Origin of the sequence: Cellulosimicrobium cellulans (genome assembly GCF_006539945.1) — a bacterium.
GTDB classification, from domain to species: Bacteria; Actinomycetota; Actinomycetes; order Actinomycetales; family Cellulomonadaceae; genus Cellulosimicrobium; species Cellulosimicrobium cellulans.
This window is the reverse complement of record NZ_BJNZ01000005.1, coordinates 31,625-53,943: the sequence shown is the minus strand read 5'-3', so window position 1 is coordinate 53,943 and position 22,319 is coordinate 31,625. Positions and strand designations below refer to the sequence as shown.

General features: G+C 74.2%; 19 protein-coding genes. 10 read left to right on the top strand and 9 right to left on the bottom strand.

The features are described from left to right. The first annotated feature begins 47 nt into the window (after nucleotides 1–47). Entirely contained in the window at nucleotides 48–1,556 is a 1,509-nt protein-coding gene (locus tag CCE02nite_RS05305; protein ID WP_141388635.1) for a DNA recombination protein RmuC, read from the top strand. A 45-nt stretch (nucleotides 1,557–1,601) separates the two neighbouring features. On the opposite strand, the gene CCE02nite_RS05300 is transcribed toward CCE02nite_RS05305, so the two are convergent. Continuing rightward, on the bottom strand, nucleotides 1,602–2,693 hold the full coding sequence (locus tag CCE02nite_RS05300) for a 4-hydroxy-3-methylbut-2-enyl diphosphate reductase (RefSeq protein ID WP_141388634.1): 1,092 nt from the start codon (nucleotides 2,691–2,693) through the stop codon (nucleotides 1,602–1,604). 227 nt (nucleotides 2,694–2,920) lie between these two features. Here CCE02nite_RS05300 and CCE02nite_RS05295 point away from each other — a divergent pair, with 227 nt between their 5' ends. The 4 genes from CCE02nite_RS05295 (at nucleotide 2,921) to CCE02nite_RS05280 (ending at nucleotide 7,112) form a co-directional block, all read left to right on the top strand. Further along, on the top strand, nucleotides 2,921–4,372 hold the full coding sequence (locus CCE02nite_RS05295) for a polysaccharide deacetylase family protein (protein WP_141388633.1): 1,452 nt from the start codon (nucleotides 2,921–2,923) through the stop codon (nucleotides 4,370–4,372). 82 nt (nucleotides 4,373–4,454) lie between these two features. Then, entirely contained in the window at nucleotides 4,455–5,798 is a 1,344-nt protein-coding gene (gene xseA / locus CCE02nite_RS05290) for an exodeoxyribonuclease VII large subunit (protein ID WP_371861900.1), read from the top strand. A 61-nt stretch (nucleotides 5,799–5,859) separates the two neighbouring features. Continuing rightward, nucleotides 5,860–6,150, top strand: coding sequence for an exodeoxyribonuclease VII small subunit (locus CCE02nite_RS05285; RefSeq protein ID WP_141388632.1), 291 nt, complete (start codon nucleotides 5,860–5,862; stop codon nucleotides 6,148–6,150). After that, on the top strand, nucleotides 6,147–7,112 hold the full coding sequence (locus CCE02nite_RS05280; protein ID WP_141388631.1) for a carbohydrate kinase family protein: 966 nt from the start codon (nucleotides 6,147–6,149) through the stop codon (nucleotides 7,110–7,112). The genes CCE02nite_RS05285 and CCE02nite_RS05280 overlap by 4 nt, the downstream gene beginning before the upstream one ends. A gap of 72 nt (nucleotides 7,113–7,184) precedes the next feature. On the opposite strand, the gene CCE02nite_RS05275 is transcribed toward CCE02nite_RS05280, so the two are convergent. From CCE02nite_RS05275 to CCE02nite_RS05260, 4 genes are all read right to left on the bottom strand, one after another. Then, nucleotides 7,185–8,438: an ABC transporter ATP-binding protein gene (locus tag CCE02nite_RS05275; RefSeq protein WP_141388630.1), complete on the bottom strand. Its 1,254-nt coding sequence runs from the start codon at nucleotides 8,436–8,438 to the stop codon at nucleotides 7,185–7,187. Between the two features lie 103 nt (nucleotides 8,439–8,541). Beyond that, nucleotides 8,542–9,393, bottom strand: coding sequence for a carbohydrate ABC transporter permease (locus CCE02nite_RS05270; protein ID WP_087471521.1), 852 nt, complete (start codon nucleotides 9,391–9,393; stop codon nucleotides 8,542–8,544). Further along, nucleotides 9,393–10,343 carry a carbohydrate ABC transporter permease gene (locus CCE02nite_RS05265; protein WP_141388776.1) on the bottom strand — a complete coding sequence of 317 codons (951 nt, stop codon included), beginning with the start codon at nucleotides 10,341–10,343 and terminating at the stop codon, nucleotides 9,393–9,395. The genes CCE02nite_RS05270 and CCE02nite_RS05265 overlap by 1 nt, the downstream gene beginning before the upstream one ends. 89 nt (nucleotides 10,344–10,432) lie before the next feature. Then, nucleotides 10,433–11,725, bottom strand: a complete 1,293-nt coding sequence (locus tag CCE02nite_RS05260; RefSeq protein ID WP_255318649.1) for a sugar ABC transporter substrate-binding protein — start codon at nucleotides 11,723–11,725, stop codon at nucleotides 10,433–10,435. 128 nt (nucleotides 11,726–11,853) lie between these two features. Between CCE02nite_RS05260 and CCE02nite_RS05255 the strand changes: the two genes are divergently transcribed. Then, nucleotides 11,854–12,531: a carbonic anhydrase gene (locus CCE02nite_RS05255; RefSeq protein ID WP_141388628.1), complete on the top strand. Its 678-nt coding sequence runs from the start codon at nucleotides 11,854–11,856 to the stop codon at nucleotides 12,529–12,531. Nucleotides 12,532–12,629: 98 nt separating this feature from the next. Next, complete coding sequence (locus CCE02nite_RS05250) at nucleotides 12,630–14,075, top strand: class II fumarate hydratase (protein ID WP_141388627.1); 1,446 nt, start codon at nucleotides 12,630–12,632, stop codon at nucleotides 14,073–14,075. Between the two features lie 58 nt (nucleotides 14,076–14,133). Here the strand turns inward: CCE02nite_RS05250 and CCE02nite_RS05245 are convergent, their stop codons facing one another. Then, the gene (locus CCE02nite_RS05245; RefSeq protein ID WP_141388626.1) at nucleotides 14,134–14,622 is read right to left on the bottom strand and encodes a MarR family winged helix-turn-helix transcriptional regulator; all 489 of its coding nucleotides are present in this window, start codon (nucleotides 14,620–14,622) and stop codon (nucleotides 14,134–14,136) included. 75 nt (nucleotides 14,623–14,697) lie between these two features. Between CCE02nite_RS05245 and CCE02nite_RS05240 the strand changes: the two genes are divergently transcribed. Continuing rightward, nucleotides 14,698–16,212, top strand: coding sequence for an FUSC family protein (locus tag CCE02nite_RS05240; RefSeq protein ID WP_141388625.1), 1,515 nt, complete (start codon nucleotides 14,698–14,700; stop codon nucleotides 16,210–16,212). Here the strand turns inward: CCE02nite_RS05240 and phoH2 are convergent. The 3 genes from phoH2 to CCE02nite_RS05225 all read right to left on the bottom strand — a co-directional run bounded on the left by phoH2 (nucleotide 16,162) and on the right by CCE02nite_RS05225 (nucleotide 20,082). Beyond that, complete coding sequence (gene phoH2, locus CCE02nite_RS05235; RefSeq protein WP_141388624.1) at nucleotides 16,162–17,520, bottom strand: RNA 5'-3' helicase PhoH2; 1,359 nt, start codon at nucleotides 17,518–17,520, stop codon at nucleotides 16,162–16,164. The two genes, CCE02nite_RS05240 and phoH2, sit on opposite strands and share 51 nt — an antisense overlap. A 274-nt stretch (nucleotides 17,521–17,794) precedes the next feature. Then, on the bottom strand, nucleotides 17,795–19,441 hold the full coding sequence (locus tag CCE02nite_RS05230; protein ID WP_141388623.1) for an MDR family MFS transporter: 1,647 nt from the start codon (nucleotides 19,439–19,441) through the stop codon (nucleotides 17,795–17,797). After that, nucleotides 19,438–20,082, bottom strand: a complete 645-nt coding sequence (locus CCE02nite_RS05225) for a PadR family transcriptional regulator (RefSeq protein ID WP_141388622.1) — start codon at nucleotides 20,080–20,082, stop codon at nucleotides 19,438–19,440. Before CCE02nite_RS05225 ends, CCE02nite_RS05230 begins: the two co-directional genes overlap by 4 nt. A 147-nt stretch (nucleotides 20,083–20,229) precedes the next feature. Between CCE02nite_RS05225 and CCE02nite_RS05220 the strand changes: the two genes are divergently transcribed. Together CCE02nite_RS05220 and CCE02nite_RS05215 are read left to right on the top strand one after the other, a co-directional pair. Beyond that, on the top strand, nucleotides 20,230–21,699 hold the full coding sequence (locus tag CCE02nite_RS05220) for an amidase (protein ID WP_141388621.1): 1,470 nt from the start codon (nucleotides 20,230–20,232) through the stop codon (nucleotides 21,697–21,699). Then, on the top strand, nucleotides 21,696–22,250 hold the full coding sequence (locus tag CCE02nite_RS05215; protein ID WP_170227225.1) for a DUF1697 domain-containing protein: 555 nt from the start codon (nucleotides 21,696–21,698) through the stop codon (nucleotides 22,248–22,250). Before CCE02nite_RS05220 ends, CCE02nite_RS05215 begins: the two co-directional genes overlap by 4 nt. Nucleotides 22,251–22,319: the final 69 nt, after the last annotated feature.

Sequence of the window (22,319 nt, the reverse complement as noted above, 5' to 3'; positions counted from 1 at the left end):
GACGTGTCGGGCGCCGTCGTGTCGGTCCCCCGTGGGAGGGTGCCGCCATGGACACCTCGGGATGGTTGCTCTTCGCGGTCGGCCTCGTGCTGGGGCTCGTCGGCGGTGCCGCGCTCGTCCTCACCGTGCGGCGCGCGTCGCCCGACGCCGCCGCGGCAGAGGTCCGCCGGCTCACCCAGCTCCTGGGGCAGGCGCAGCAGGAGGCGGCGCGCGGCGCCGGTCTGGCCGAGCGGCTGGAGGCCGAGCGCGAGGGCTTCGTGCGCCAGCTCGGCGCGGCCCAGCGCAGCGCGGACGAGCGGCTCGACCTCGCACGGGCGACCCACGAGCAGCAGCTCGCCGAGCTGCGGGCGGCGGCCGAGCGCCGCGTCGAGGAGGTCCAGGGCGATCACCGCCGGCTCGAGGCGCAGTTCGAGGCGCTCTCGCGCAAGGTGCTCGCGGCGGGGACGGAGCAGTTCCTCGTCCAGGCGGAGGAGCGCCTGCGGCGCAGCCAGGAGCAGGGCGCGGCCGAGCTCGAGCGCCGCGAGGAGGCCGTGCGCCACCTCGTGGAGCCGCTCGCGGGCGCGCTCGAGAAGGTGCGGGCCGAGGTCGCCGAGGCCGAGCGCGCCCGGCTCGCCGCGCACGGCAGCCTCACCGAGCAGGTGCGCGGGGTCCGCGACGCGTCGGAGCTGCTGCGCGCCGAGACGTCGCAGCTCGTCACCGCGCTGCGGTCGTCCCAGGTGCGCGGGGCGTGGGGCGAGCTCCAGCTCCGCCGCGTGGTCGAGGCGGCCGGGATGCTCCCCCACGTCGACTTCGTGGAGCAGGACCAGGTCGCGACGGACGACGGCGCGCTGCGCCCCGACATGGTGGTCCGGCTCGCCGGGGGCAAGCAGGTCGTCGTCGACGCCAAGGTCGCGTTCCTCGGCTACCTCGACGCGCAGGGCGCGACCGACCCCGCGGTGCGCGCCGACCGGCTCGCCGCGCACGCGCGCCACATGCGCAAGCACGTCGACGACCTCGGTGCCAAGCGCTACTGGGACCAGTTCGGGCCGGCGCCCGAGTTCGTCGTCATGTTCGTCCCGGCGGAGTCGTTCCTCTCCGCCGCCGTCGAGCAGGACCCGTCGCTCCTCGAGCACGCCGTCGCGAAGAACGTCGTCATCGCGACGCCCATGACCATGGTCGCCATGCTGCGGACCATCGCGTACGCGTGGCGGCAGGACGCCCTGGCCACGAACGCGCAGCAGGTGCTCACGCTCGGCAAGGAGCTGCACGGCCGCCTCGCGGTCATGGGCTCCCACCTGGCCAAGCTCGGGCGCCAGCTCCAGAGCGCCGCGGACTCCTACAACCGGACGGTCGGCTCGCTCGAGACGCGCGTGCTCGTCAGCGCGCGCCGGTTCGCGGACCTGCACGTCGTGGACGACGACCTCACGACGCCGCCGACGGTGAACCCGCAGCTCAGCGCCGTGAGCGCGCCGGAGCTGCTCGCGTCCGTCAACGAGTCCGTGGTCGCCATCGACGAGCGCCCCGAGGACCGTGAGGAGTCCCGTCGGGAGCCGTCGGCCGGCGGGGCGAGCGCCTGACCACCCGCCCGGAGGAGGCGGCTGCGGCCGGCTCCGGCGTGACCGTCAGACGGGCTGGACGGACAACGAGGTGCGGCCCCCGCGAGCCGGACGACCGCCGTCGGACCCGGACGCCTTGAGGTCCGTGCGCAGCTCGCGCGGCAGCGAGAACATGAGGTCCTCCGTCGCGGTCCGCACCTCCTCGACCTCGCCGAACCCCCGCTCCGCGAGGTAGGCGATCACGTCGTCCACGAGGATCTCGGGCACCGACGCGCCCGACGTCACCCCGACGGTCGTCGCGCCGTCGAGCCAGGCCGGGTCGATCTCCTTCGCCCGGTCGACGCGGTAGGACGCTCCGGCACCCGCCTGGAGCGCGACCTCGACGAGGCGCACCGAGTTCGACGAGTTCGCCGAGCCGACGACGATGACGACGTCCGCGTCGGGCGCGAGCTTCTTCACCGCGACCTGGCGGTTCTGCGTCGCGTAGCAGATGTCGTCGCTCGGCGGGTCCTGGAGAGTCGGGAACTTCTCCCGCAGCCGGCGGACGGTCTCCATGGTCTCGTCGACGGAGAGCGTGGTCTGCGAGATCCACACGACCTTGTCGGGGTCGCGGACCACGACGTCGTCGACGTGGTCGGGCGAGTCGACGACCTGGACGTGGTCGGGCGCCTCGCCCGCCGTGCCCTCGACCTCCTCGTGCCCCGTGTGACCGATGAGGAGGATGTCGTAGTCGTCCTTGGCGAAGCGGACGGCCTCCTTGTGCACCTTGGTCACGAGCGGGCACGTGGCGTCGATCGTGTCGAGGTTGCGCGCCGCGGCGGCGGCCTTGACCGCGGGCGAGACGCCGTGCGCCGAGAACACGACGCGTGCGCCCTCCGGCACCTCGTCGGTCTCGTCGACGAAGACCGCGCCGCGCTCGCTCAGCGTCTCGACGACGAACTTGTTGTGCACGATCTCCTTGCGCACGTACACCGGCGCGCCGTAGTGCTCGAGCGCCTTCTCGACCGCGACGACGGCCCGGTCCACGCCCGCGCAGTAGCCGCGCGGCGCGGCCAGCAGGACGCGCTTGCGGGGTGCCGCGTTCTGCGGGGCCGCCTCCGACGGGACGGCGGGGCGGTCGGACGGGTGCGCGGACGAGCCGGCGGGGAGGTCGCTCACGCCACGAGTCTAGGCGAGCGCCCGCGCGCCGACCCCGGTGAGGCCCGTCACCACCGGCCGCGCCCGTGCCCCTCCCGCCCTCCTCACAGCACCGACGCCGGTGCTCCACCGTCCCTCCGCGACCCGCTCGCACGAGGGGCACGGGCGCCGGACCAGGAGACGGATCTCACCCCGGCGGGACGGCGCTCCGGGTCGCCGGACGTCCGACGTCCCCGGAGGATCGAGTGATGGCCGACGACCTCGACCCGACCGACGCCCAGACCCCTGACGCGTCCGACCGGCGCGCGCCCGGGGGGCCTTTCGACCCCGCCGAGCCGACGCGACCACGGCGCCGCGTGTGGCCCTGGCTCGTGCCCGCGGTCGCCGTCGTCGTGGCGGGAGCGCTCGTCCTCGCAGCGTCGCTGGAGCACGACCGGTGGGTCGCGTCCGTCGAGGAGCACCACGCCGAGGTCGAGCAGGCGGAGCGGGACGCCGTGACCGCCCGCGCCGAGGCGGAGGCGGCCTACCTCCCCCGCCTCGCGACGCTCGCCGTGGCGGAGGTGGTCGGTGGCGCCGTGCTGGCCCGGAGCGAGGGCCAGGTCGAGGACCCCGCCGTGCGCGACCCTCTGGCAGCGGCGCTGCCGGAGGCCGCGACGCTCGTCGGCGCACCCGTCGAGTACCCGGTCGAGGACCGCACGGTCGACGCGCTCACGCGCCCGAACCCCTTCTTCCCTCGCTCCCTGCCGGAGCGCCGGTTCGAGGTCGTCACGGGGTCTGCGCCGTCGCCCGAGGCGCTCGACGAGACGACGGCGGAGGTCGTCGGGGCGACGCAGGACGTCGCGTCGGCGTGGCAGCAGTGGGCGTACGACGGGCTCGAGGACGCCGTCGCAGAGGGCCGCCCGGTGCTCACCGAGTCGGCGGGGCTCGTCTCCGACGAGGCGCACCGCACGTCGCTCGACGCCGCGCTCGCCGCCGCGGGCCCCACGCTCGACGCCGGCGCGGGCGGTGCCCCCGTCGCCGAGACCGTGGCACAGCGGGACGCCGTGCTCGGCGCCACCGAGGCGGTGTGGAGCGACCGGCTGGCGCTGACGCTGCAGCAACGCCGCGAGCTGGGGCGCGCGCAGGGCGTGGACTGCACGGTCGACCGGTGCGTCGCGCTGACGTTCGACGACGGGCCGGGCGCGGACACCGAGCGCCTGCTGAGGACGCTCGCGGAGAAGCACGTCACCGCGACGTTCTTCCTCGTCGGGACCAACGTCGAGAAGCGCCCCGACGTGGTCCGGGACACGGCCGCCGCAGGCCACCTGCTCGCGAACCACACGTGGGACCACCCGCAGCTCACGACGCTCGACGACGACGAGGTGCGCACCGAGCTCGAGCGCACGCAGGAGGCGATCACGACGGCCTCCGGCGAGACACCCACGTTCCTCCGCCCCCCGTACGGCGACGTCGACGACCGCGTCCGGTCGGTCGCGACGCGCACCGGGCTCCAGGTGATCCTGTGGAACCTCGACACGCTCGACTGGAAGACCAAGGACGCCGCCGAGACCCGACGACGCACCGTCGAGGGTGCCCGGCCGGGCAGCGTCGTCCTCATGCACGACATCCACGCCACGACGGTCGACGCGGTGCCCGGCATCATCGACGACCTGCGCGCCCAGGGGTACGTGCTCGTGACGGTCGACCTGCTCGCCCCGTGAGCGGCCACCCAGCCATGGCGACGCCCGCTCCGAGCGGTGGGCGCGCCGGGTGTGCGTGGGTGGGGTGCGGCAGGCTGGTCCCGTGACCGCCTCGCTCCCGCTGCCCGACGACGTCCCCGGCCCGGGCACGCCGTCCGCGCGGCCTCCCCGGCCCGGGGACCGCGGCCCGCTGCCGGCACGCGCGCTCGAGACGAGCGCGGACCACCCGTGGCCCGTGCGGCTCCTCGCCCGCAAGATCGAGCAGTACGTCGACCGGATGGCGCCCGTGTGGGTCGAGGGGCAGGTCGTGCAGCTCAACCGCCGTCCGGGCACGTCGACCGCGTTCCTCACGCTGCGCGACACCGACCTCGACATGTCCCTGCCCGTCTCCGCGGCCACGCGCGTGCTCGACGGCACGCCGCTGGCAGAGGGCGCGCACGTCGTCGTGCACGCCAAGCCGGTGTTCTGGACGCGGCGCGGCACCCTCCAGCTCCAGGCGCGCGAGATCCGGCCGGTGGGCGTGGGCGACCTGCTCGCGCGCATCGAGCACCTCAAGCGCGTGCTCGCCGCCGAGGGGCTGTTCGACGCCGACCGCAAGCACCCGCTGCCCTTCCTGCCGAAGGTCGTCGGGCTGGTGTGCGGACGGGAGTCCAAGGCCGAGCACGACGTGGTGGTCAACGCCCGCGCCCGCTGGCCCCAGGTGCGGTTCGAGATCCGTGAGGTCGCGGTCCAGGGCGCGCACGCGGTCCAGCAGGTCGGCGACGCGATCCGGGCGCTCGACGCCGACCCGGACGTCGAGGTGATCGTCGTCGCGCGTGGCGGCGGGGCGGTGGAGGACCTGCTGCCCTTCTCGAACGAGGCCCTCGTCCGGGTCGCGGCGGCGTGCCGCACCCCGCTCGTGAGCGCGATCGGGCACGAGACGGACAGCCCGCTCCTCGACCTCGTGGCGGACTACCGCGCCTCGACCCCGACGGCCGCGGCGAAGCGCGTCGTCCCGGACGTGGCGGAGGAACGGGCCCGGGTGGCGCAGGGCCGTCACCGGCTGCGGGCGGCGGTCGCGGCGCGCGTGGCGCGGGAACAGGCCCTGCTCGACGGCCTCCGGTCCCGGCCGGTCCTGGCCACGCCCCACACGATGCTCGCCGACCACTCCGAGCGCGTGAGCGCGCTGCGCGACCGCGCACGACGCGCTCTCGACACGCGGCTCGTGCGCGCCTCGGGCGAGGTGGGCCGGTTGGAGGCCCAGGTCCGCGCCCTGTCGCCGGCGTCGACGCTCGAGCGGGGGTACGCCGTCGTGCAGCGGACGGACGGCCACGTGGTCCGCTCCCCCGACGACGTGGCGGCGGGAGACGTGGTCCACGTGCGGCTCGCGCGCGGTGCGCTCGACGCGGCGGTCACCGCCACGCACGACGACGGGCCCGCCCCCGACGCGTCTCGGGACGCGTCGTGAGGCGCGTCCCGTACCCCGAGGTGTCCGGCTCCCGGACGCCCGGTCCGACCACGATGCACAGATGGGGTTGAATACTGCCGTGACTTCCTTTGACAACGCTGTCACGCCCGACGTCGCGACGCTGTCCTACGAGCAGGCGCGTGACGAGCTCGTGCAGGTCGTCGCCCGCCTCGAGGCCGGCGGCGAACCCCTCGAGGCGTCGCTCGCGCTCTGGGAGCGCGGCGAGGCGCTGGCGGCGCGCTGCCAGGAGTGGCTCGACGGCGCGCGTGCCCGGCTCGACGCGGCACGCGCCCCGGAGGCGCACGACGAGCCCGACGAGACCCCCGACGACACCACCGGAGACGACCGATGAGCACCTTCCCCGCCGCCCCCTCGACCGACAGGAGCCCTGCGCAGGGCGAGCACGTGCTCGTCGTCGGAGAGGCGCTGATCGACGTCGTGCACCGCGCCGACGGCAGCGTCGACGAGCACCCCGGCGGCAGCCTCGCCAACGTCGCCCTCACCCTCGGGCGGCTCGGCCGCGACGCGCGCCTGGCCACGTGGCTCGGCACGGACGAGCGCGGCGACGCGATCCGTGCCTGGCTCGACGAGTCCGCCGTGACCCTCACCCCCGGCAGCACCGACGCCGACCGGACCAGCGTCGCCACCGCCCACCTCGACGCCCAGGGGGCCGCGACCTACGAGTTCGACCTGGAGTGGCACGTCCCCGCCGGCACCGCCCCGGACGCCGGCACGCTCGCCGTGCACACCGGTTCGATCGCCGCCGTGCTCGAGCCCGGCGCGTCCGACGTGCGCGCCCTGGTCGCCGCCGCGCGCGACACCGCCACGGTCACCTACGACCCCAACGCCCGCCCCGCCCTCATGGGCGACCCCGCCGATGCCCGCACCCGGATCGAGGCGCTCGTCGCGCTCGCCGACGTCGTCAAGGTCAGCGACGAGGACGTCGCCTGGCTCGTGCCCGGGGTGGACCCGGTCGCCGTCGCCCACCAGTGGCTCGCGCTCGGTCCCGCGCTCGTCGTCGTGACGTTCGGCGGCGAGGGCGCCGTCGCCGTCACCGCCGCCGGTGAGCAGCGCGTCACCGCCCCGCGCGTGGACGTCGTGGACACCGTCGGCGCGGGCGACTCCTTCATGGGCGCGCTCGTCGACGGGCTCTGGGACGCGGGCCTCCTCGGCGCGGACCGGCGCGACGCCCTGCGCGCGATCGACGCCGCCACGCTGACCACCCTGCTCGAACGCTGCGCCGCCGTCGCCGCCGTCACCGTCTCCCGCGCCGGCGCCAACCCGCCCCGCCGCGCCGAGCTCGCGTCTGCCTGACGGCGGGCCGGCGCGCCTCGGGCGACACGCGGGAGCCGTCCGGGCGAGTCGCCCGGGCGGCTCCCGGCGTCCTCAGACCTGGGCGTCCTGCTTCTGCGCGCGCTCCAGCGAACGCCGGCGGTCCTCGGTGTTCTCCTCCTCGATGCGATCGGCCTCGGCGTCGTCGCGCGTGAGGTTCTCGCTCGTCTCGGGGTCGAAGATCATCATCTTCGTCGGGTCGAACCAGAGCTCCGTGGTGTCGCCGTCGCGCACGCGCGACGCGGAGTCCAGGGCGACGACGAACTGGCTGCGCAGGCCCTCGCCGTCGAGCTCGCGGTCCAGCTCCTCGAGCTGGCCCTTCACGGACTCGTGCATGTCGAACGGCACGTAGGCGTAGAGCTCCGCCCCGAGCCACTCGGTGACGTCGATCTGGATCTCGAACGTGTGGCCGCGGTCCTTCTTGGACGGGTCCACGAGCCGCGCGTCCTCGAAGTGCTCGGGACGCAGTCCCACGATGACGAGGCTCCGGTCGCCGACGACCGACGCGACGTTCTCCGGCATGTCGAACTCGCCGAACGGCAGCGTGATCCGCCCGCCCGACACCTCGCCCGGCAGGAAGTTCATGGGCGGCGTGCCGATGAACCCCGCGACGAACAGGTTGACGGGCTGCTCGTAGAGCCCGCGCGGGCTCGCGACCTGCTGGAGGACGCCGCGGCGCAGCACCGCGACGCGGTCGCCGAGCGTCATGGCCTCGGTCTGGTCGTGCGTGACGTAGACGGTCGTCGTGCCGAGGCGCCGCTGGAGGCGCGCGATCTCGGTGCGGGTCTGCCCGCGCAGCTTGGCGTCGAGGTTCGACAGCGGCTCGTCGAAGAGGAACGCCTTCGCGTCGCGCACGATCGCGCGCCCCATCGCGACGCGCTGGCGCTGGCCGCCGGAGAGGTTCGCGGGCTTGCGGTCCAGGTGCTCACGGAGGTCGAGCATGTCGGCCGCGCGCTCGACCTTCTCGCGGATCTCCTCCTCGCTGTGCTTGCCCTTGGCGAGGCGCAGGGGGAACGCGATGTTCTCGGCCACCGTGAGGTGCGGGTAGAGCGCGTAGTTCTGGAACACCATCGCGAGGTCGCGCTCGCGCGGCGCCTTCTCGTTGACGCGCACGCCGTCGATCTCGAGCTCGCCCGCCGTGATGTCCTCGAGCCCGACGATCATGCGCAGGACCGTGGACTTCCCCGAGCCCGAGGGCCCGACGAGGATGACGAACTCGCCGTCGGCGATGTCGAGGTTCACGCGGTCGACCGCGAGGAACCCGTCGCCGTAGCGCTTGACGATGTCCTTGAGGGTGATCGACGCCATCAGCTCTCTCCTCGGGTTCGGCGTGCGGCACGGTGCCCGACGGCACGGGCGGGGCGCGGCGGTGCCGCGGCGGGTAGCGGGGTGGCCGGCAGGGCGGTGGTGCTCATCCCTTCACCGCCCCCTGGGTGAGGCCCGAGACGATCTGGCGCTGGAACAGCACGACGAGCACGACGACCGGGATCGTCACGACGACGGCCGCCGCGGAGATCGCGCCGGTCGGCTCCTCGAAGTACGACGCGCCGGTGAAGAACGCGAGCGCCGCCGGGACCGGACGGGCTGCGCTCGTCGACGTGAGCGAGATGCCGTAGACGAAGTCGTTCCACGCGATGAAGAACGCGATGAGCGCGGTGGTGAACACGCCCGGCGCGGCGAGCGGGACGATCGCCTTGCGGAACGCCTGCCACGGCGTCGCGCCGTCGACCTGGGCGGCCTGCTCGAGCTCCCACGGGATCTGGCGGAAGAACGCGGCGAGCGTCCAGATGGAGATCGGGAGCGTGAGCGACAGGTACGGGATGATGAGGCCGAGCCACGTGTCGTACAGGCCGATGTTGCGCCACAGGTTGAACAGCGGCGTGACGATCGAGACGACCGGGAAGATCGAGACGCCGAGCGCCGTCGTGAGGATGAGGCGCTTGCCCGGGAAGTTCAGGCGCGCGATCGCGTACGCGCACAGCGTCGCGAGCACGACGGCGATGACGGTCGCGATGAGCGAGATGCCGATCGAGTTGCGCAGCGCGGAGAGGAACAGCTCCTGCGCCGACCCGCCCGAGGCGAGGATCTGCTCGTAGTTGTCGGTGCTCCACTGCGGCGGCAGGAACGTCCCGGAGTTGATGTCGCTGGGCCCCTTGAAGCTCGTCATGAAGATCGACAGCACGGGGAACAGCGCCCCGACGAGGACGACGACCGTGATGACGGCCCACCAGATCTTGGCCCGGGTGCTGAGGACGCTGCCCATCACTTCTCCCCCCTCGCGCCGGCGAGATCCACCTTGAAGAGCTTGATCGCGATGAAGCAGATGAGCACCACGCACAGGAACAGCAGCACGGAGATCGCCGAGCCCATGCCGATCTGGAGCTGGCCGATCGAGGTGCGGTAGGCGAGCAGGGACAGCACCTCGGTGCCGTTGGCGCCGTTCGTCATGATGAACACGTTGTCGAAGATGCGGAACGCGTCGAGCGCTCGGAACAGCACGGCGACCATGATCGCGGCCTTCATGTTCGGCACGATGACGCGTGTGAACCGCTGCCACGCGGTCGCGCCGTCGACCTTGGCGGCCTCCTCCAGGTCGCCCGGCACCTGCGCCAGGCCGGCGAGGAGCAGGAGGGAGATGAACGGCGTCGTCTTCCAGACCTCGGACATGATGATGACGAACAGGCTCGTGCCCTGCTGCGCGAACCAGTTGAGGTCCGGTCCGATGCCGGGCACCCAGTCGAACCAGTGGTTGACGTACCCGGACGTGATGTCGAACGCGTAGAACCACGCGAACGCCGAGACGACCGTGATGATGCCGTAGGGCACGAGGATCGCCGTGCGCAGGAGCCCGCGGAGGCGCTTGATCGCGCGGTGCATGACGAGCGCGAGCGCGAACCCGAGGACGAGCTCGATGGCGACGGTGATGACCGTGATGAGCAGGGTGACCCAGAGGGCCTTCCACCACACCGGGTCCGTGAGGATCACGACGTAGTTGTTCAGGCCGACGAACGCGCGGTCGTCCGGGGCGGTGAGCTTGTAGTTGAAGAGCGAGTCGTAGACCGCCTGGAGGATCGGGTACAGCGTCACGGCGAGCATGACGACGAACGCCGGCCCGGCGAGGTACCACCCGAGGCGCGCCTCGGCGCGGGCGCGGTCGCTGCGCGCGGCCTTCGCCGCGGCGTCGGGCGCGCCGCGGGACTCGCCGCGGGACACAGCGTCGCGGCGGCTCGGCGACTCCTCGGTGGTCGACGGGGTGGAGGCGTGCCGGCCGCGGGGTGCGGGCTCGGCGGGAGGTCCGGCGTTCACAGGAGTCGCTCCCCTCGCAGGACGGCGGTGATGAACTCGGTGGACTGCTGCGGCGTCGAGTCGGGGTCGACGTCGGCCGGTGGGTACCACGTCTGCTGGAGGCCCGTGGAGATCTCGTTGTAGTACGGCGTCTGTGGCCGCGGCGCGGCCTGGTCGAGCGAGTCGCGGATGACGTCGTACATGGGGAAGGCCTCCTGGACGTCGGGGTCGTCGTAGGCCTTGATGCTCGCGGCGGGGTTCCCGTTGGTCACGAAGTACTCGGCCTGGTTCTCCGGGCTGACGATGCACTGCGCCGCCTCGTACGCGAGGTCGGTGTGCTTGCCGAACGCGCCGATGCCGAGAGAGATGCCGCCGTAGGGTGGGCGGGCGTCCTCGCCCTCGGTGGTCTGCGGGTACAGCGCCCAGCCGATGTCGTCGAGCAGGGACTGGTCGAGCGACCCCGCGTCGACAGCGCCCTGGGTGGAGGACCAGACGAACGGCCAGTTGACCATGAAGGACCCGCGGTCGCCCTGGAACTTGGTGAGCGACGCCGGCTCGTCCTCGCTCGGCAGCCCCGGGCCGCCGACCCCCGACGTGCCGATGTCGCCGATGATGGTCGCGGCGGCCTTCCCCGCATCGGTGTCGAGGCCGAGCTCGACCTCGTCCGCCGGCGCCTCCGGGTTCTCGAGGATGTGCCCGCCCGCGCCCTCGACGAGCGCGTTGATCCACACCGTGAGCGACTCGGCCTTGGCGCCCTGGACCGCGAGGAGCTTGTCCTGGTCCTGCGCGGCCTGCATGATCTGGTCCCACGTGACGGGCTGCGACATGTCGAGCCCCGCGGCCTCGGCGACCGACTTGCGGTACCAGAGGAGCTGGGTGTTGGCCCAGAACGGGATGGCGACCAGCTCGTCCTTCCACGTCGACGCGTCGATCGCGCCCTGCACGACGTCCTGCGTCGTCGCGTCGGCGACGTCGTCGGGGACGGGCGCCAGGAAGTCGGCCTCCGCGAACTCGGCGATGAAGACCGGGTCGAGGCTCATGATGTCGATCGACGAGTCCTTCGCCGCGAGGCGGCGGGCGAGCTGCTCGCGCTGCGACGCGGCGTCGCGCGGCAGGAGCTCGGTCTGGATCCGGTACGCGCCCCCGGCGGCCTCCGTGCAGGAGGCGGCGATGTCGGCCTGGCCGCCGTTGTCCGGGTTGATGTACCACGTGAGCACCGGCGTCCCGTCGTCGCCCGGGCCGCACGCGGCGAGCGGCGCCACGAGCCCCCCGGCGACCAGGACGGCGAGCACTCGGGTGCGTCGACGCACGTCAGCTCCCCTCGGTCGCGGCTTCCCCGTCTCCGGGGTGGCACCCTTCATGGATACCGCCCCCCGGCCCGGCCCGCCATGCGAACGGGCACGTCGGGCACGCCCCGGCCTGCGCGATGATGGGGGCCATGACCTCTCCCGCCCCCGCACAGCCGGTCCGTTCGCTCACCCCCGCCGAGGCGTGGGCGACGCTGCGAGCCGGCAACGACCGCTTCGTCGCCGACGCCCCGCTGCACCCCTCGCAGGGCGCGGACCGCCGACGCGAGACCTCGGCCTCGCAGCACCCCCACACGGTGCTCTTCGGGTGCTCCGACTCGCGCGTCGCGGCGGAGATCGTCTTCGACCAGGGCCTCGGCGACATGTTCGTCGTGCGCACCGCGGGCCACGTCGTCGACACCACGGTGCTCGGCTCGATCGAGTACGGGGTGGACATCCTCTCCGCGCCGCTCGTCGTGGTGCTGGGGCACGACTCCTGCGGCGCCGTGGGTGCCGCCGTGGAGACCCTCACGACCGGCGCCCAGGCGGACGGGTTCGTCCGGGCCGTCGTCGACCGCGTCATCCCGTCGATCGCGAAGATCACGGGCGCCGGCAACGGCTCGCTCGAGAACCTCGACCCTGCCGTGCTGCGCCGCGAGCACGTGCGCAACACGGTCGACATGCTCCACTCGTACTCCGCCGGCCTCGCCGCGGCGGTCGCGGAGGGACGCTGCGCGATCGTCGGCGTCGAGTACGACTTCGCCGAGGGCCGCGCCCACCTGGTCGACGTCGTCGGCGACGTCGGCGAAGCGCCTCTCGCCGACGCCTGAGGCCGCGACGCCGACGCGCGACCGGGCCGCCCCGCGCCCCGCGTGACCTCCGTCACGCGGGTTGCGGGTGCCCGCGGGCGGTGCGGCAGGATGGCCCCATGACTGCATCTCCCGAGGCCTCCGGCGCCGCCGCCGGCGAGGCCGCACCGACGACCGAGTACCGCATCGAGCACGACACCATGGGTGAGGTGCGCGTCCCCGCGCAGGCCCTCTACCGCGCGCAGACGCAGCGCGCCGTGGAGAACTTCCCGATCTCCGGCACCCCGCTCGAGCGCGGCCACATCGAGGCCCTCGCGCGCGTCAAGAAGGCCGCGGCCCGGGCGAACGCCGAGCTCGGCGTGCTCGACGAGGACGTCGCCGCCGCCGTCGTCGCCGCGGCCGACGAGGTCGCGTCGGGCGTGCACGACGCGCACTTCCCGGTGGACGTCTACCAGACCGGGTCCGGGACGTCGTCGAACATGAACACGAACGAGGTCCTCGCGACGCTCGCCACGCGCTCGCTCGGGCGCGACGTGCACCCGAACGACCACGTCAACGCCTCGCAGTCCTCCAACGACGTGTTCCCCACGTCGGTGCACGTCGCGGCGACGGCCGGCGTCGTCCGCGACCTCGTGCCCGCGCTCGGCCACCTGGCCGAGGCGCTCGAGGCCAAGTCCGCGGAGTTCGCGACCGTCGTGAAGTCTGGCCGCACGCACCTCATGGACGCCACGCCCGTGACGCTCGGGCAGGAGTTCGGCGGCTACGCCGCCGCGATCCGGTACGGCGTCGAGCGACTCGAGGCGGCGCTCCCCCGCGCGGCCGAGGTCCCCCTCGGAGGCACCGCCGTCGGCACGGGCATCAACACGCCGGCCGGGTTCCCGCAGCGCGTCATCGCGCTGCTCGTCGAGGACACGGGCCTGCCGCTCACCGAGGCGCGCGACCACTTCGAGGCGCAGTCGTCGCGCGACGGTCTGGTCGAGCTCTCCGGCGCGCTGCGCACCGTCGCCGTGTCGCTCACCAAGATCTGCAACGACCTTCGCTGGATGGGCTCGGGCCCCAACACGGGCCTCGGCGAGATCTTCATCCCCGACCTCCAGCCGGGCAGCTCGATCATGCCGGGCAAGGTGAACCCGGTGGTCCCGGAGGCCGTGCTCATGGTCGCCGCGCGCGTGATCGGCAACGACGCGACCGTGGCGTGGGCCGGCGCGTCCGGCTCGTTCGAGCTCAACGTCCAGATCCCCGTCATCGCGCAGGGCGTGCTCGAGTCGATCCGCCTCCTGGCGAACGCGTCGCGGGTGCTCGCCGACAAGACCGTCGCGGGGATCACCGCGAACGTCGAGCGGGCGCTCGCGCTCGCCGAGTCCTCGCCGTCGATCGTCACGCCGCTCAACCGCGTGATCGGCTACGAGGCCGCGGCGAAGGTCGCGAAGCACTCCGTCAAGGAGGGCCTCACCGTCCGCCAGGCCGTGCTCGACCTCGGCTTCGTCGAGCGCGGCGAGGTCACCGAGGCGCAGCTCGACGAGGCGCTCGACGTGCTGTCGATGACGCGCCCGCCGCAGGCCTGATCCACCGGACCGGTCCGGTCCGCCCGGCTCCCGGCGTCTGCAGGATCTCGGCGGTCGGTCAGTAGTCGACCGGGTCGAGGCGGCGCAGGACGACGCCGAGCAGCCGCGCGAGCTCGGCGCGCTCGGCGTCGTCGAGGTCCGCGAGCGCCGCCCGCTCCCGGTCGAGCTGCTGGGGGAAGACCTCGTCGACGAGCGCGACGCCGTCCCCCGTGAGGGCGACGAGGACGCCGCGGCGGTCCCGCTCCGCGATGGTCCGCTCGACGAGCCCGGCGCGCTCGAGCCGGTCGAGGCGCTTGGTGATCGACGCCCCGGGGGCGCCGGTCATCGTCGTGACCTCGCCCGCGCGCAGCGGCCGGCCCGCACGGCGCAGGGCGGCCAGCACGTCGAACTCCGCGCGCGAGACGTCGTGGCGCTCCGCCGAGCGTTCGAGCGCGCCCTCGAGGAGACCGGCGGCACGGCGCAGCCGCGCCCCGACGGCGGAGGTCGAGGTGTCGAGGTCCGGCCGCTGCTCGGCCCACTCCGCACGCACGCGGTCCACGTAGTCCACGGACCCAGGATAGGGCGGACCTCACAGTATTTCACTGGTGAAACATCTTCGAATCACCGATACCCTGGACCGGTCATGCCGCTCCTCTCCTCGGTCCCCTCGCCCCCGCTGCCCGCACTCGCCCCCGTGCGTGCCGCCGCCCAGGACGTCCTCGACCCCGCCCACCTGCGCGACGCGCTGCGCGTGAGCCCTGCCGACGCGACCCTCGCCGCCGCGCTGCGGTGCGGCGCGGCGGTCGCCCTCGCGATCGCCGTCCCGGGTCTGCTCGGCCGCCCTGACCTCGCGGCGTTCGCGTCGCTGGGCGCGCTCACGTCGCTCTACGGCCGGTACGACCCCTACCGCCGCCGCGCCGCCCTCCTCGCCACCGTCGGCGCGCTCATGACCGGCACGATCGCGGCGTTCACCCTCCTCGCCGTCGTCGGCGCGCCCACGATCGTGACGACGGCGGCCGTCGCGCTGCTCGCCGCGGGCGCGACGGCCTTCTGCCTCCTCGTCCGGACCGGTCCGCCGGGAGCGACGATCGTCGTCTTCGCCGCGGGAGCAGGGCTCGCGGGCTCACCGGCGCTCGCCGACCTCGGCCCGCGCGTGCTCGCCGGCGCGTCGGGCGCGCTCCTCGCGTGGCTCGTCTGCATGACCGGCACGCTCGTGCGCCCGACGGCGCCCGCGCGCCTCGCCGTCCGGCGCGCCGCCGACGCCGTGGCCGTCGTCGCGTGGGAGACCTCGCGTGGCGGGGGCGTCGCCCTCGGCGGGCCCCCGTCCGACGCGGCACTGCCCGCGCCCGCCCCGCACGGGACGCTCGCCGCGCAGGCCGCCGTCCGCCGGGCGCGCGAGGTGCTCGCCGACGATGCGTCGTGGCGTCTGCCCCGGCGCGCCGTCCCCGCGCTCTCCCGCGAGCTCGACGAGATCGAGCGGACACTCGACGCCCTGGGCGCCCCGCGCGAGGACGCAGCAGCACCCGTCCGCACCTCGCTCACCGCCCAGGCACGCTCCCGCGTCCACGGCTCGTGGCGGCTCGCGACGGCGCGCGTCGGGGTGTCCGGGCTCGTCGCCGGCGGGGTCGCCGCGGTCGCCGGCCTCGGGCACGCCGCCTGGGCGACCATGGGCTCGACCGCCGTCCTGCAGGGCGAGTCGACGCGACACGCCGTCGTGCGGGCGCTCCAGCGTGGGGCCGGCACCGTCGCGGGCGCGCTGCTCGCGTGGCCGCTGCTCGCCGCGCCGCTCGGCTTCTGGGGGACGGCTGCGGTCGTGGTGGTGCTGCAGACCGTGACCGAGACGATCGTGGGACGCCACTACGGGCTCGCGATGCTCACCATCACGCCCATGGCGCTCCTCATGACCTCGCTCGCCCACCGCGCAGACCCGGCCGCGCTCGCGCTCGACCGCGCGCTCGACACGGTCCTGGGCGCCGTCGTCGGCGTCCTCGCCGTGGTCCTCGTCCACCCCCGCCCGCGCGCGAGAGAGAACCGCGGTACCGCGAGGGAGAACCTTGGAGCCGCGAGGGAGGACCCCGGTCGTCGACCGGGCTCCTCCCTCGCAGGGTCAGACCTCGATCGACTCCAGCATCTCCGTGACGAGCGCCGCGACGGGTGAGCGCTCGGAGCGCGTGAGGGTCACGTGCGCGAACAACGGGTGGCCCTTGAGCGCCTCGATGACCGCGGCGACGCCGTCGTGCCGCCCGACGCGCAGGTTGTCCCGCTGCGCGACGTCGTGCGTGAGGACGACGCGCGACGACTGCCCGATGCGGGAGAGGACCGTGAGCAGCACGTTGCGCTCGAGCGACTGGGCCTCGTCGACGATGACGAACGCGTCGTGCAGCGAGCGCCCGCGGATGTGCGTGAGCGGCAGCACCTCGAGCATCTCGCGGTCGATCACCTCGTCGAGCACCTGCGGCGAGACGAGCGCGCCGAGCGTGTCGTAGACGGCCTGCGCCCACGGGTTCATCTTCTCGGCCTCGGAGCCGGGGAGGTACCCGAGCTCCTGGCCACCCACCGCGTAGAGCGGGCGGAACACCATGACCTTGCGGTGCTGCCGACGCTCCATGACCGCCTCGAGCCCTGCGCACAGCGCGAGCGCCGACTTGCCGGTCCCCGCCCGCCCGCCGAGCGACACGATGCCGACGCTCTCGTCGAGCAGCAGGTCGATCGCGACGCGCTGCTCGGCCGAGCGCCCGTGCAGCCCGAACACCTCGCGGTCGCCGCGCACGAGCTGCACGTGCTTGTCCGCCGTGACACGCCCGAGGGCTGACCCGCGCGGCGAGTGCACGACGAGCCCCGTGTGGCAGTGCAGCGGCCCGGCGGCCTCGACGACCGCCGGGTCGAGGCTCGTCAGCTCGACGGACTCGTGCTCCCAGAGCGCCGCGGCCTCCGCGTCGGTGAAGGAGATCTCCCCCATCCCCGTCCAGCCCGAGTCCACGGCGAGCTCGTGGCGGTACTCCTCCGCGCGCAGCCCGACCGCCGACGCCTTGACCCGCATCGGCAGGTCCTTCGACACGACCGTCACGTCGTGCCCCTCCGCCGCGAGGTTCGCGGCGACGGACAGGATCCGGGTGTCGTTGTCCCCCAGCCGGAAGCCGGCGGGCAGCACGTCCGGGTCGGTGTGGTTGAGCTCGACGCGCAGGGTCCCGCCGAGATCACCGACCGGGATCGGGGCGTCGAGACGGCCGTGCTTGACGCGCAGGTCGTCGAGCATGCGCAGCGCGCTGCGGGCGAAGTACCCGAGCTCGGCGTGGTGGCGCTTGGCCTCCAGCTCGGTGATGACGACGACCGGGAGGACGACGTCGTGCTCGGCGAACCGCCCGATCGCGCGGGGGTCGCTCAGGAGGACCGAGGTGTCGACGACGAACGTGCGGCGCGCGTCGTCGCTCCCGTCGTCCTGCGGGGTGGGTGAGGAATGGACCACGAGGGCTCCCCTCCGGCGCGCGGGCGCCGATCTCTCTCTGGGCGAGGCAGGCGACCGGCCGTCGGGCCGTGGGTGCCACGGCTCAGCAGCGCCGGTGCCGGCCCTCCTGAGCGGAGCGTGAACCCCATCGGCTGGCCTCCCGGAGGACGGCGGTGGTGCCGTCCGTCCCCTCGAAACTACGCCGGTGTGATTCCGCTCACCACCCCCGACACGCCTCCGGGGCGAGGTTTAACCCTCCGTTCACGCGGTGGTCCGGATGCGCGCTCCGCGGGAGTCAGTGCTCCACGTGCTTCGGCGCCATCGCGACCGCGCACACGAACCCGAGGACGAGCACCACGGCCGTGACGGCGAGCGTCTGCCCGACGGCGGTCGCGAACCCCTGGTGGAACGCGGCGGTGGCGGCGTCGGACACCTGGCGCGCGACGTCGTCGGGCACCCCGGGCGGGAGGTCGAACGAGCCGCCCGCGCCGCCCTGCAGGGAGCCGGCGTTCGCGAAGCCGTCGACGAACTGCTGGCGGAACTGCTCGGGGAGCGAGGCCGCCGCATCCTGCGCAGCGGCAGGGAGGGTGACGGCGAGGCGCGCGGTGAGCGTCGCGACGATCGCCGCGGAGCCGATGACGCCGCCCACCTGGCGCGTGGTGTTGAACGCGCCCGCGCCGGCACCCGCGGTGCGGTGGTCGAGCCCCGACGTCGCGAGGTTGGCGAGCGGCGAGAACACGCACCCGGTGCCGATGCCGAACAGCGTCATCGGGAGCACGATCGTCACGACCGACACGTCGGGTCCGACGACCGCGGCGAGCCAGCCGATCGCGACCGCGAGGACGCCGAAGCCCGTCGCGACGACCCACTTGGCCGGGACCCGGTCGGACAGGCGCCCCGCGAGCGGCGCCACGATCCCCGACACGAGCGACCCCGGCAGGTTGACGAGGGCGGCGTGCAGCGGCGACAGCCCGAGGATCGACTGGAGGAAGATCGTCAGGGGGAAGAAGATCCCGATCATCGCGAACGAGACCGACATGCCGGCGACGTTGGCGAGCGAGAAGTTGCGCGAGCGGAAGAGGCGCAGCGGCAGGAGCGCGCCGTCGCCGAGGTGGCGCTGCCACAGCACGAAGCCCACGAGCACCAGCAGGCCGGCGCCGATGACACCCCAGACCGTGATCGGTCCGGTGATGGTGCCCCAGTCGTACGTCTCCCCCTCCTGGAGGCCGAAGACGACCGCGAACAGGCCGACGACCGAGAGCACGACGCCGAGCACGTCGAACGAGCGCTTGTTCGTCGCGAGGCGCGGCAGGCGCGTGAGCGCGAACCACAGCGCCACGACGCCGACCGGCACGTTGACGAAGAAGATCCACTCCCAGCCCCACGACTCGACGAACACGCCGCCCAGCAGCGGTCCGGCGATCGTCGCGACCCCGGCCGTGGCGCCCCACAGACCCATCGCCGCCCCGCGCTGCCGCGGCGGGAAGACGCGCGTGATCATCGCCATGGTCTGCGGCGTCATGAGCGCCGCGCCGACGCCCTGGACCACGCGCGCCGCGATGAGCATCTCGATGGAGCCCGAGAATCCGCACCACGCGGACGCGAGCGTGAACACCAGCAGGCCGACGACGAACACCGGCTTGGGGCCGTACCGGTCACCGAGGCGGCCGGCGAGCAGGAGGAGGACCGCGTAGGAGAGCAGGTAGGCGCTGTTCACCCAGCCCACCGCGACGAGGGACGCGTCGAGCTCCGTCTGGAGGGTGGGAACGGCGATGTTCACGATCGTGGTGTCGACCATGATCATGAAGAAACCGAGGATGAGCGGCGGCAGGATGCTCCAGGCGCTGCGGCCGTGGAGGTCGACGAGGGGCACGACGCGGGAGCCGGCGTCGGCGGGCGCCGGGGCCGTGCTCGGGCTGCTGCCCGGGGCGGGAGTGGTCACGAGGTCTCCTGAGGTGAGGCAGTGCGGGGGAAGCGGAAGGCGGGAGGGGGCTCGTCGGTCCAGCTCAGCGCGCCCGACTCGACGTCGGCGATCGTCGCGTCGAGCCACGCGATCTCGGCCGCGGTCTGGTGGAGCTGGAAGGACGCGTCGAGCAGGATGCGGCGAGGCAGCCCGCGCGCGACGACGCCGTCGAGGTGCTCGCGCACCCCGTCGGTCGCGGCGGCGAGCGCCGCGCGGCGCTCGCGCAGGAGCGCCAGGGCGTCCTCGCGCGGGAGGTCGTGCAGGAGCGCGAGCCCGACGGGGAAGGCCGGGTACTCGGGCGGCGTCTCGCGCACGAGCTCGCGTGTGCGGTCGTGGTGCGCGGCGACGCCTGCGTCCGTGATGGCGTAGACCGTGCGCTCCGGCCGGTTGCCGTCGCGGTCGACGCCCGCGCGCTCGACGAGGCCGTCGCGCTCGAGCCGGTCGACGGCGTGGTAGACGGCACCCGGGTTGAGCCGGACGAGCCGGTCGTCGCGCCGCTTGCGCAGGCGCACGAGCATCTCGTACGGGTGCATGGGCTGGTCGAGCAGCACGGCGAGCACGAGGGTCGCCGTGGGGCTGAGGCGCGGTGCGGGCACGGTCGTCTCCGGGACGGTTCTCACGGGCGGGAGCGGCGGACGGTGCGGGCGGGCGGCCCGGACGAGGAGGTCCGCGAGGAATATTCCGAGTGGAATATACGCCTCGGCCGGGCGGGGTGTCGACCCCGGACGGTTCGCGCGGTCGTGGCACGCCGCGTAGGTTCACGAACCATGAGCGTCACCGACCTGCTCGACCTCGACGCGACCGCCCTCGCCCACGCGCTCCGGGCCGGCGACACCTCCCCCGCCGAGGTGCTCGACGCGACGCTCGACGCCGCCGCGGGCGTCGGCACGGACGTCGGTGCCTTCACCGTCCTCACCGCCGACCTCGCGCGCACGCAGGCGCTCGCGGCCGAGGCCGCACTCGTCGCGGCGCGGCGCTCGGGCGACCTCACCGCCGCGTCCGGGTCGAGCCCGGGTGGGTTGCCGCCGTTCCTCGGCGTCCCCTGCCCGGTCAAGGACCTCACGATGGTCGAGGGCGTGCCGATCCGTGCCGGGTCCGCCGCGATCGACCCGTTCCCCGCGCCCTACGACGACGGCGTCGTGACGCTCCTGCGCGCCGCGGGCACGGTCATGATCGGCAAGACGACCACCCCCGAGCTCGGCCTGCCCTGCTACACCGAGCCCGACGTCGGGCCGACCGCCCGGACGCCGTGGGACCTCGCGCGGTCCGCGGGCGGGTCGAGCGGGGGCGCGGCGGCGGCCGTCGCGGCGCGCGTCGTCCCCGTCGCGCACGGGAGCGACGGCGGCGGCTCGCTGCGCATCCCGGCGAGCGCGTGCGGGCTCGTGGGGCTCAAGCCGTCGCGCGGGCTGGTGAGCCCGGGGCCGTACGGGGTCGACGGTGCGGGGCTCGCCACGCACGGCGTCCTCACCCGGTCGGTGCGCGACGCCGCGGCGTTCCTCGACGTGCTCGCGCGCCGGTGGCCGGGCGACACCTTCACGGCGCGCCTCGCGGCCACGCCGGGCGACCGGCGGCTCCGGGTCGGGCTCCTGCTCGACCCCGTGATCGCCGCCGACGCTGCGGTGCACCCCGCGTGCGCCGACGCCGCCCGCGCGACCGCGGCGCTCCTCGCCGGGCTCGGGCACGACGTCGTGGAGATCCCCCCGCCGTTCGGCGCCGAGCGCTGGGACGCGTTCGCCGCGCTCTGGTCGGTCGGCGCGCTCCAGGCCCCGGTGCCGCCGGACCGCGAGCACCTGCTCGTGCCGCTGACCAGGTGGCTGCGCGAGCGCGGGCGCGGCGTGAGCGGGCTCGCGTACGCCACGGCGCTCGCCGGGGTGCAGCAGCTCACGCGCGAGGTCGCTGCCGCGTGGTCCTCCGTCGACGTCGTGCTCTCCCCCACGCTCGCGCAACCGCCCGCGCTCGTCGGGAGCCAGCGGGTCGACGACGACCCCGCCGCCGACTTCGCCGCGCAGACCGCGTTCACGCCGTGGACGAGCGTCTGGAACCTCACGGGCCGCCCCGCGATCTCCCTCCCGCTCGGCGAGGCGCGTGTGACGGACCCCGACGGGTCCTCCGCCACCGTCCCGGTCGGCGTCATGCTCGGCGCCGACCACGGCGACGACACGCTCCTCCTCGACCTCGCCGCCCGCCTCGAGGAAGCCGCGCCGTGGTCCCACCGACGGCCGGGAGCGCCGTCGTGACCGCCTACGTCGCACTCCTGTTCGCCGTGAACGTCGGGGGCCGCAAGGTCCCGTCCACCGCGCTGCGCGAGCTCGCGGGCGAGCTCGGGTTCGCGCACGCCCGCACGGTCGTCAACAGCGGCAACCTCGTCGTCGCGCCCGGGACCTCCGGCGCGTCCCGGCCCGACGACGTCGCACGCCTCCTGCACGACGCCGTCGCCGAACGCTTCGGCGTCGACGCCGCCGTCGCCGTGCTCACGACCGAGCGTCTCCGGAAGATCGTCCGCGGCAACCCTCTCCCCGACGACGCGGGGGAGCGGCCCGCCGCGCTCCTCGTCCTCGTGGGAGAGAACCCGGTCGACCCCGACGGCGCCGCCACGATCGACGACCGCGGCGGGACGGAGCGCGCAGCCGTCGCGAACGGCGTCCTCTACGTCGCCTACCCCGACGGCATCGGCCGCTCGAAGCTCACGACGGCGGTCCTCACGAAGGCCGCCGGCACCCCGGTGACCGGCCGCAACTGGAACACCATGACCCGCCTGCTCACCCTCGCCGAGGACACCCCGACCTGACCGACCTCGCCGAGGGAGAACCGTGGTCACGCGAGCGAGAACCGTGGTTCAGCACAGCGGCGCGGCGGT

Bases quoted from the DNA above. Each gene is read 5' to 3' on its own strand.
- CCE02nite_RS05295 (WP_141388633.1), top strand. From the start codon at position 2,921: ATGGCCGACGACCTCGACCCGACCGACGCCCAGACCCCTGACGCGTCC.
- CCE02nite_RS05240 (WP_141388625.1), top strand. From the start codon at position 14,698: ATGCCGCTCCTCTCCTCGGTCCCCTCGCCCCCGCTGCCCGCACTCGCC.
- CCE02nite_RS05250 (WP_141388627.1), top strand. From the start codon at position 12,630: ATGACTGCATCTCCCGAGGCCTCCGGCGCCGCCGCCGGCGAGGCCGCA.
- CCE02nite_RS05275 (WP_141388630.1), bottom strand. From the start codon at position 8,438: ATGGCGTCGATCACCCTCAAGGACATCGTCAAGCGCTACGGCGACGGG.
- CCE02nite_RS05255 (WP_141388628.1), top strand. From the start codon at position 11,854: ATGACCTCTCCCGCCCCCGCACAGCCGGTCCGTTCGCTCACCCCCGCC.
- CCE02nite_RS05270 (WP_087471521.1), bottom strand. From the start codon at position 9,393: ATGGGCAGCGTCCTCAGCACCCGGGCCAAGATCTGGTGGGCCGTCATC.
- CCE02nite_RS05305 (WP_141388635.1), top strand. From the start codon at position 48: ATGGACACCTCGGGATGGTTGCTCTTCGCGGTCGGCCTCGTGCTGGGG.
- CCE02nite_RS05220 (WP_141388621.1), top strand. From the start codon at position 20,230: ATGAGCGTCACCGACCTGCTCGACCTCGACGCGACCGCCCTCGCCCAC.
- CCE02nite_RS05280 (WP_141388631.1), top strand. From the start codon at position 6,147: ATGAGCACCTTCCCCGCCGCCCCCTCGACCGACAGGAGCCCTGCGCAG.
- CCE02nite_RS05285 (WP_141388632.1), top strand. From the start codon at position 5,860: ATGGGGTTGAATACTGCCGTGACTTCCTTTGACAACGCTGTCACGCCC.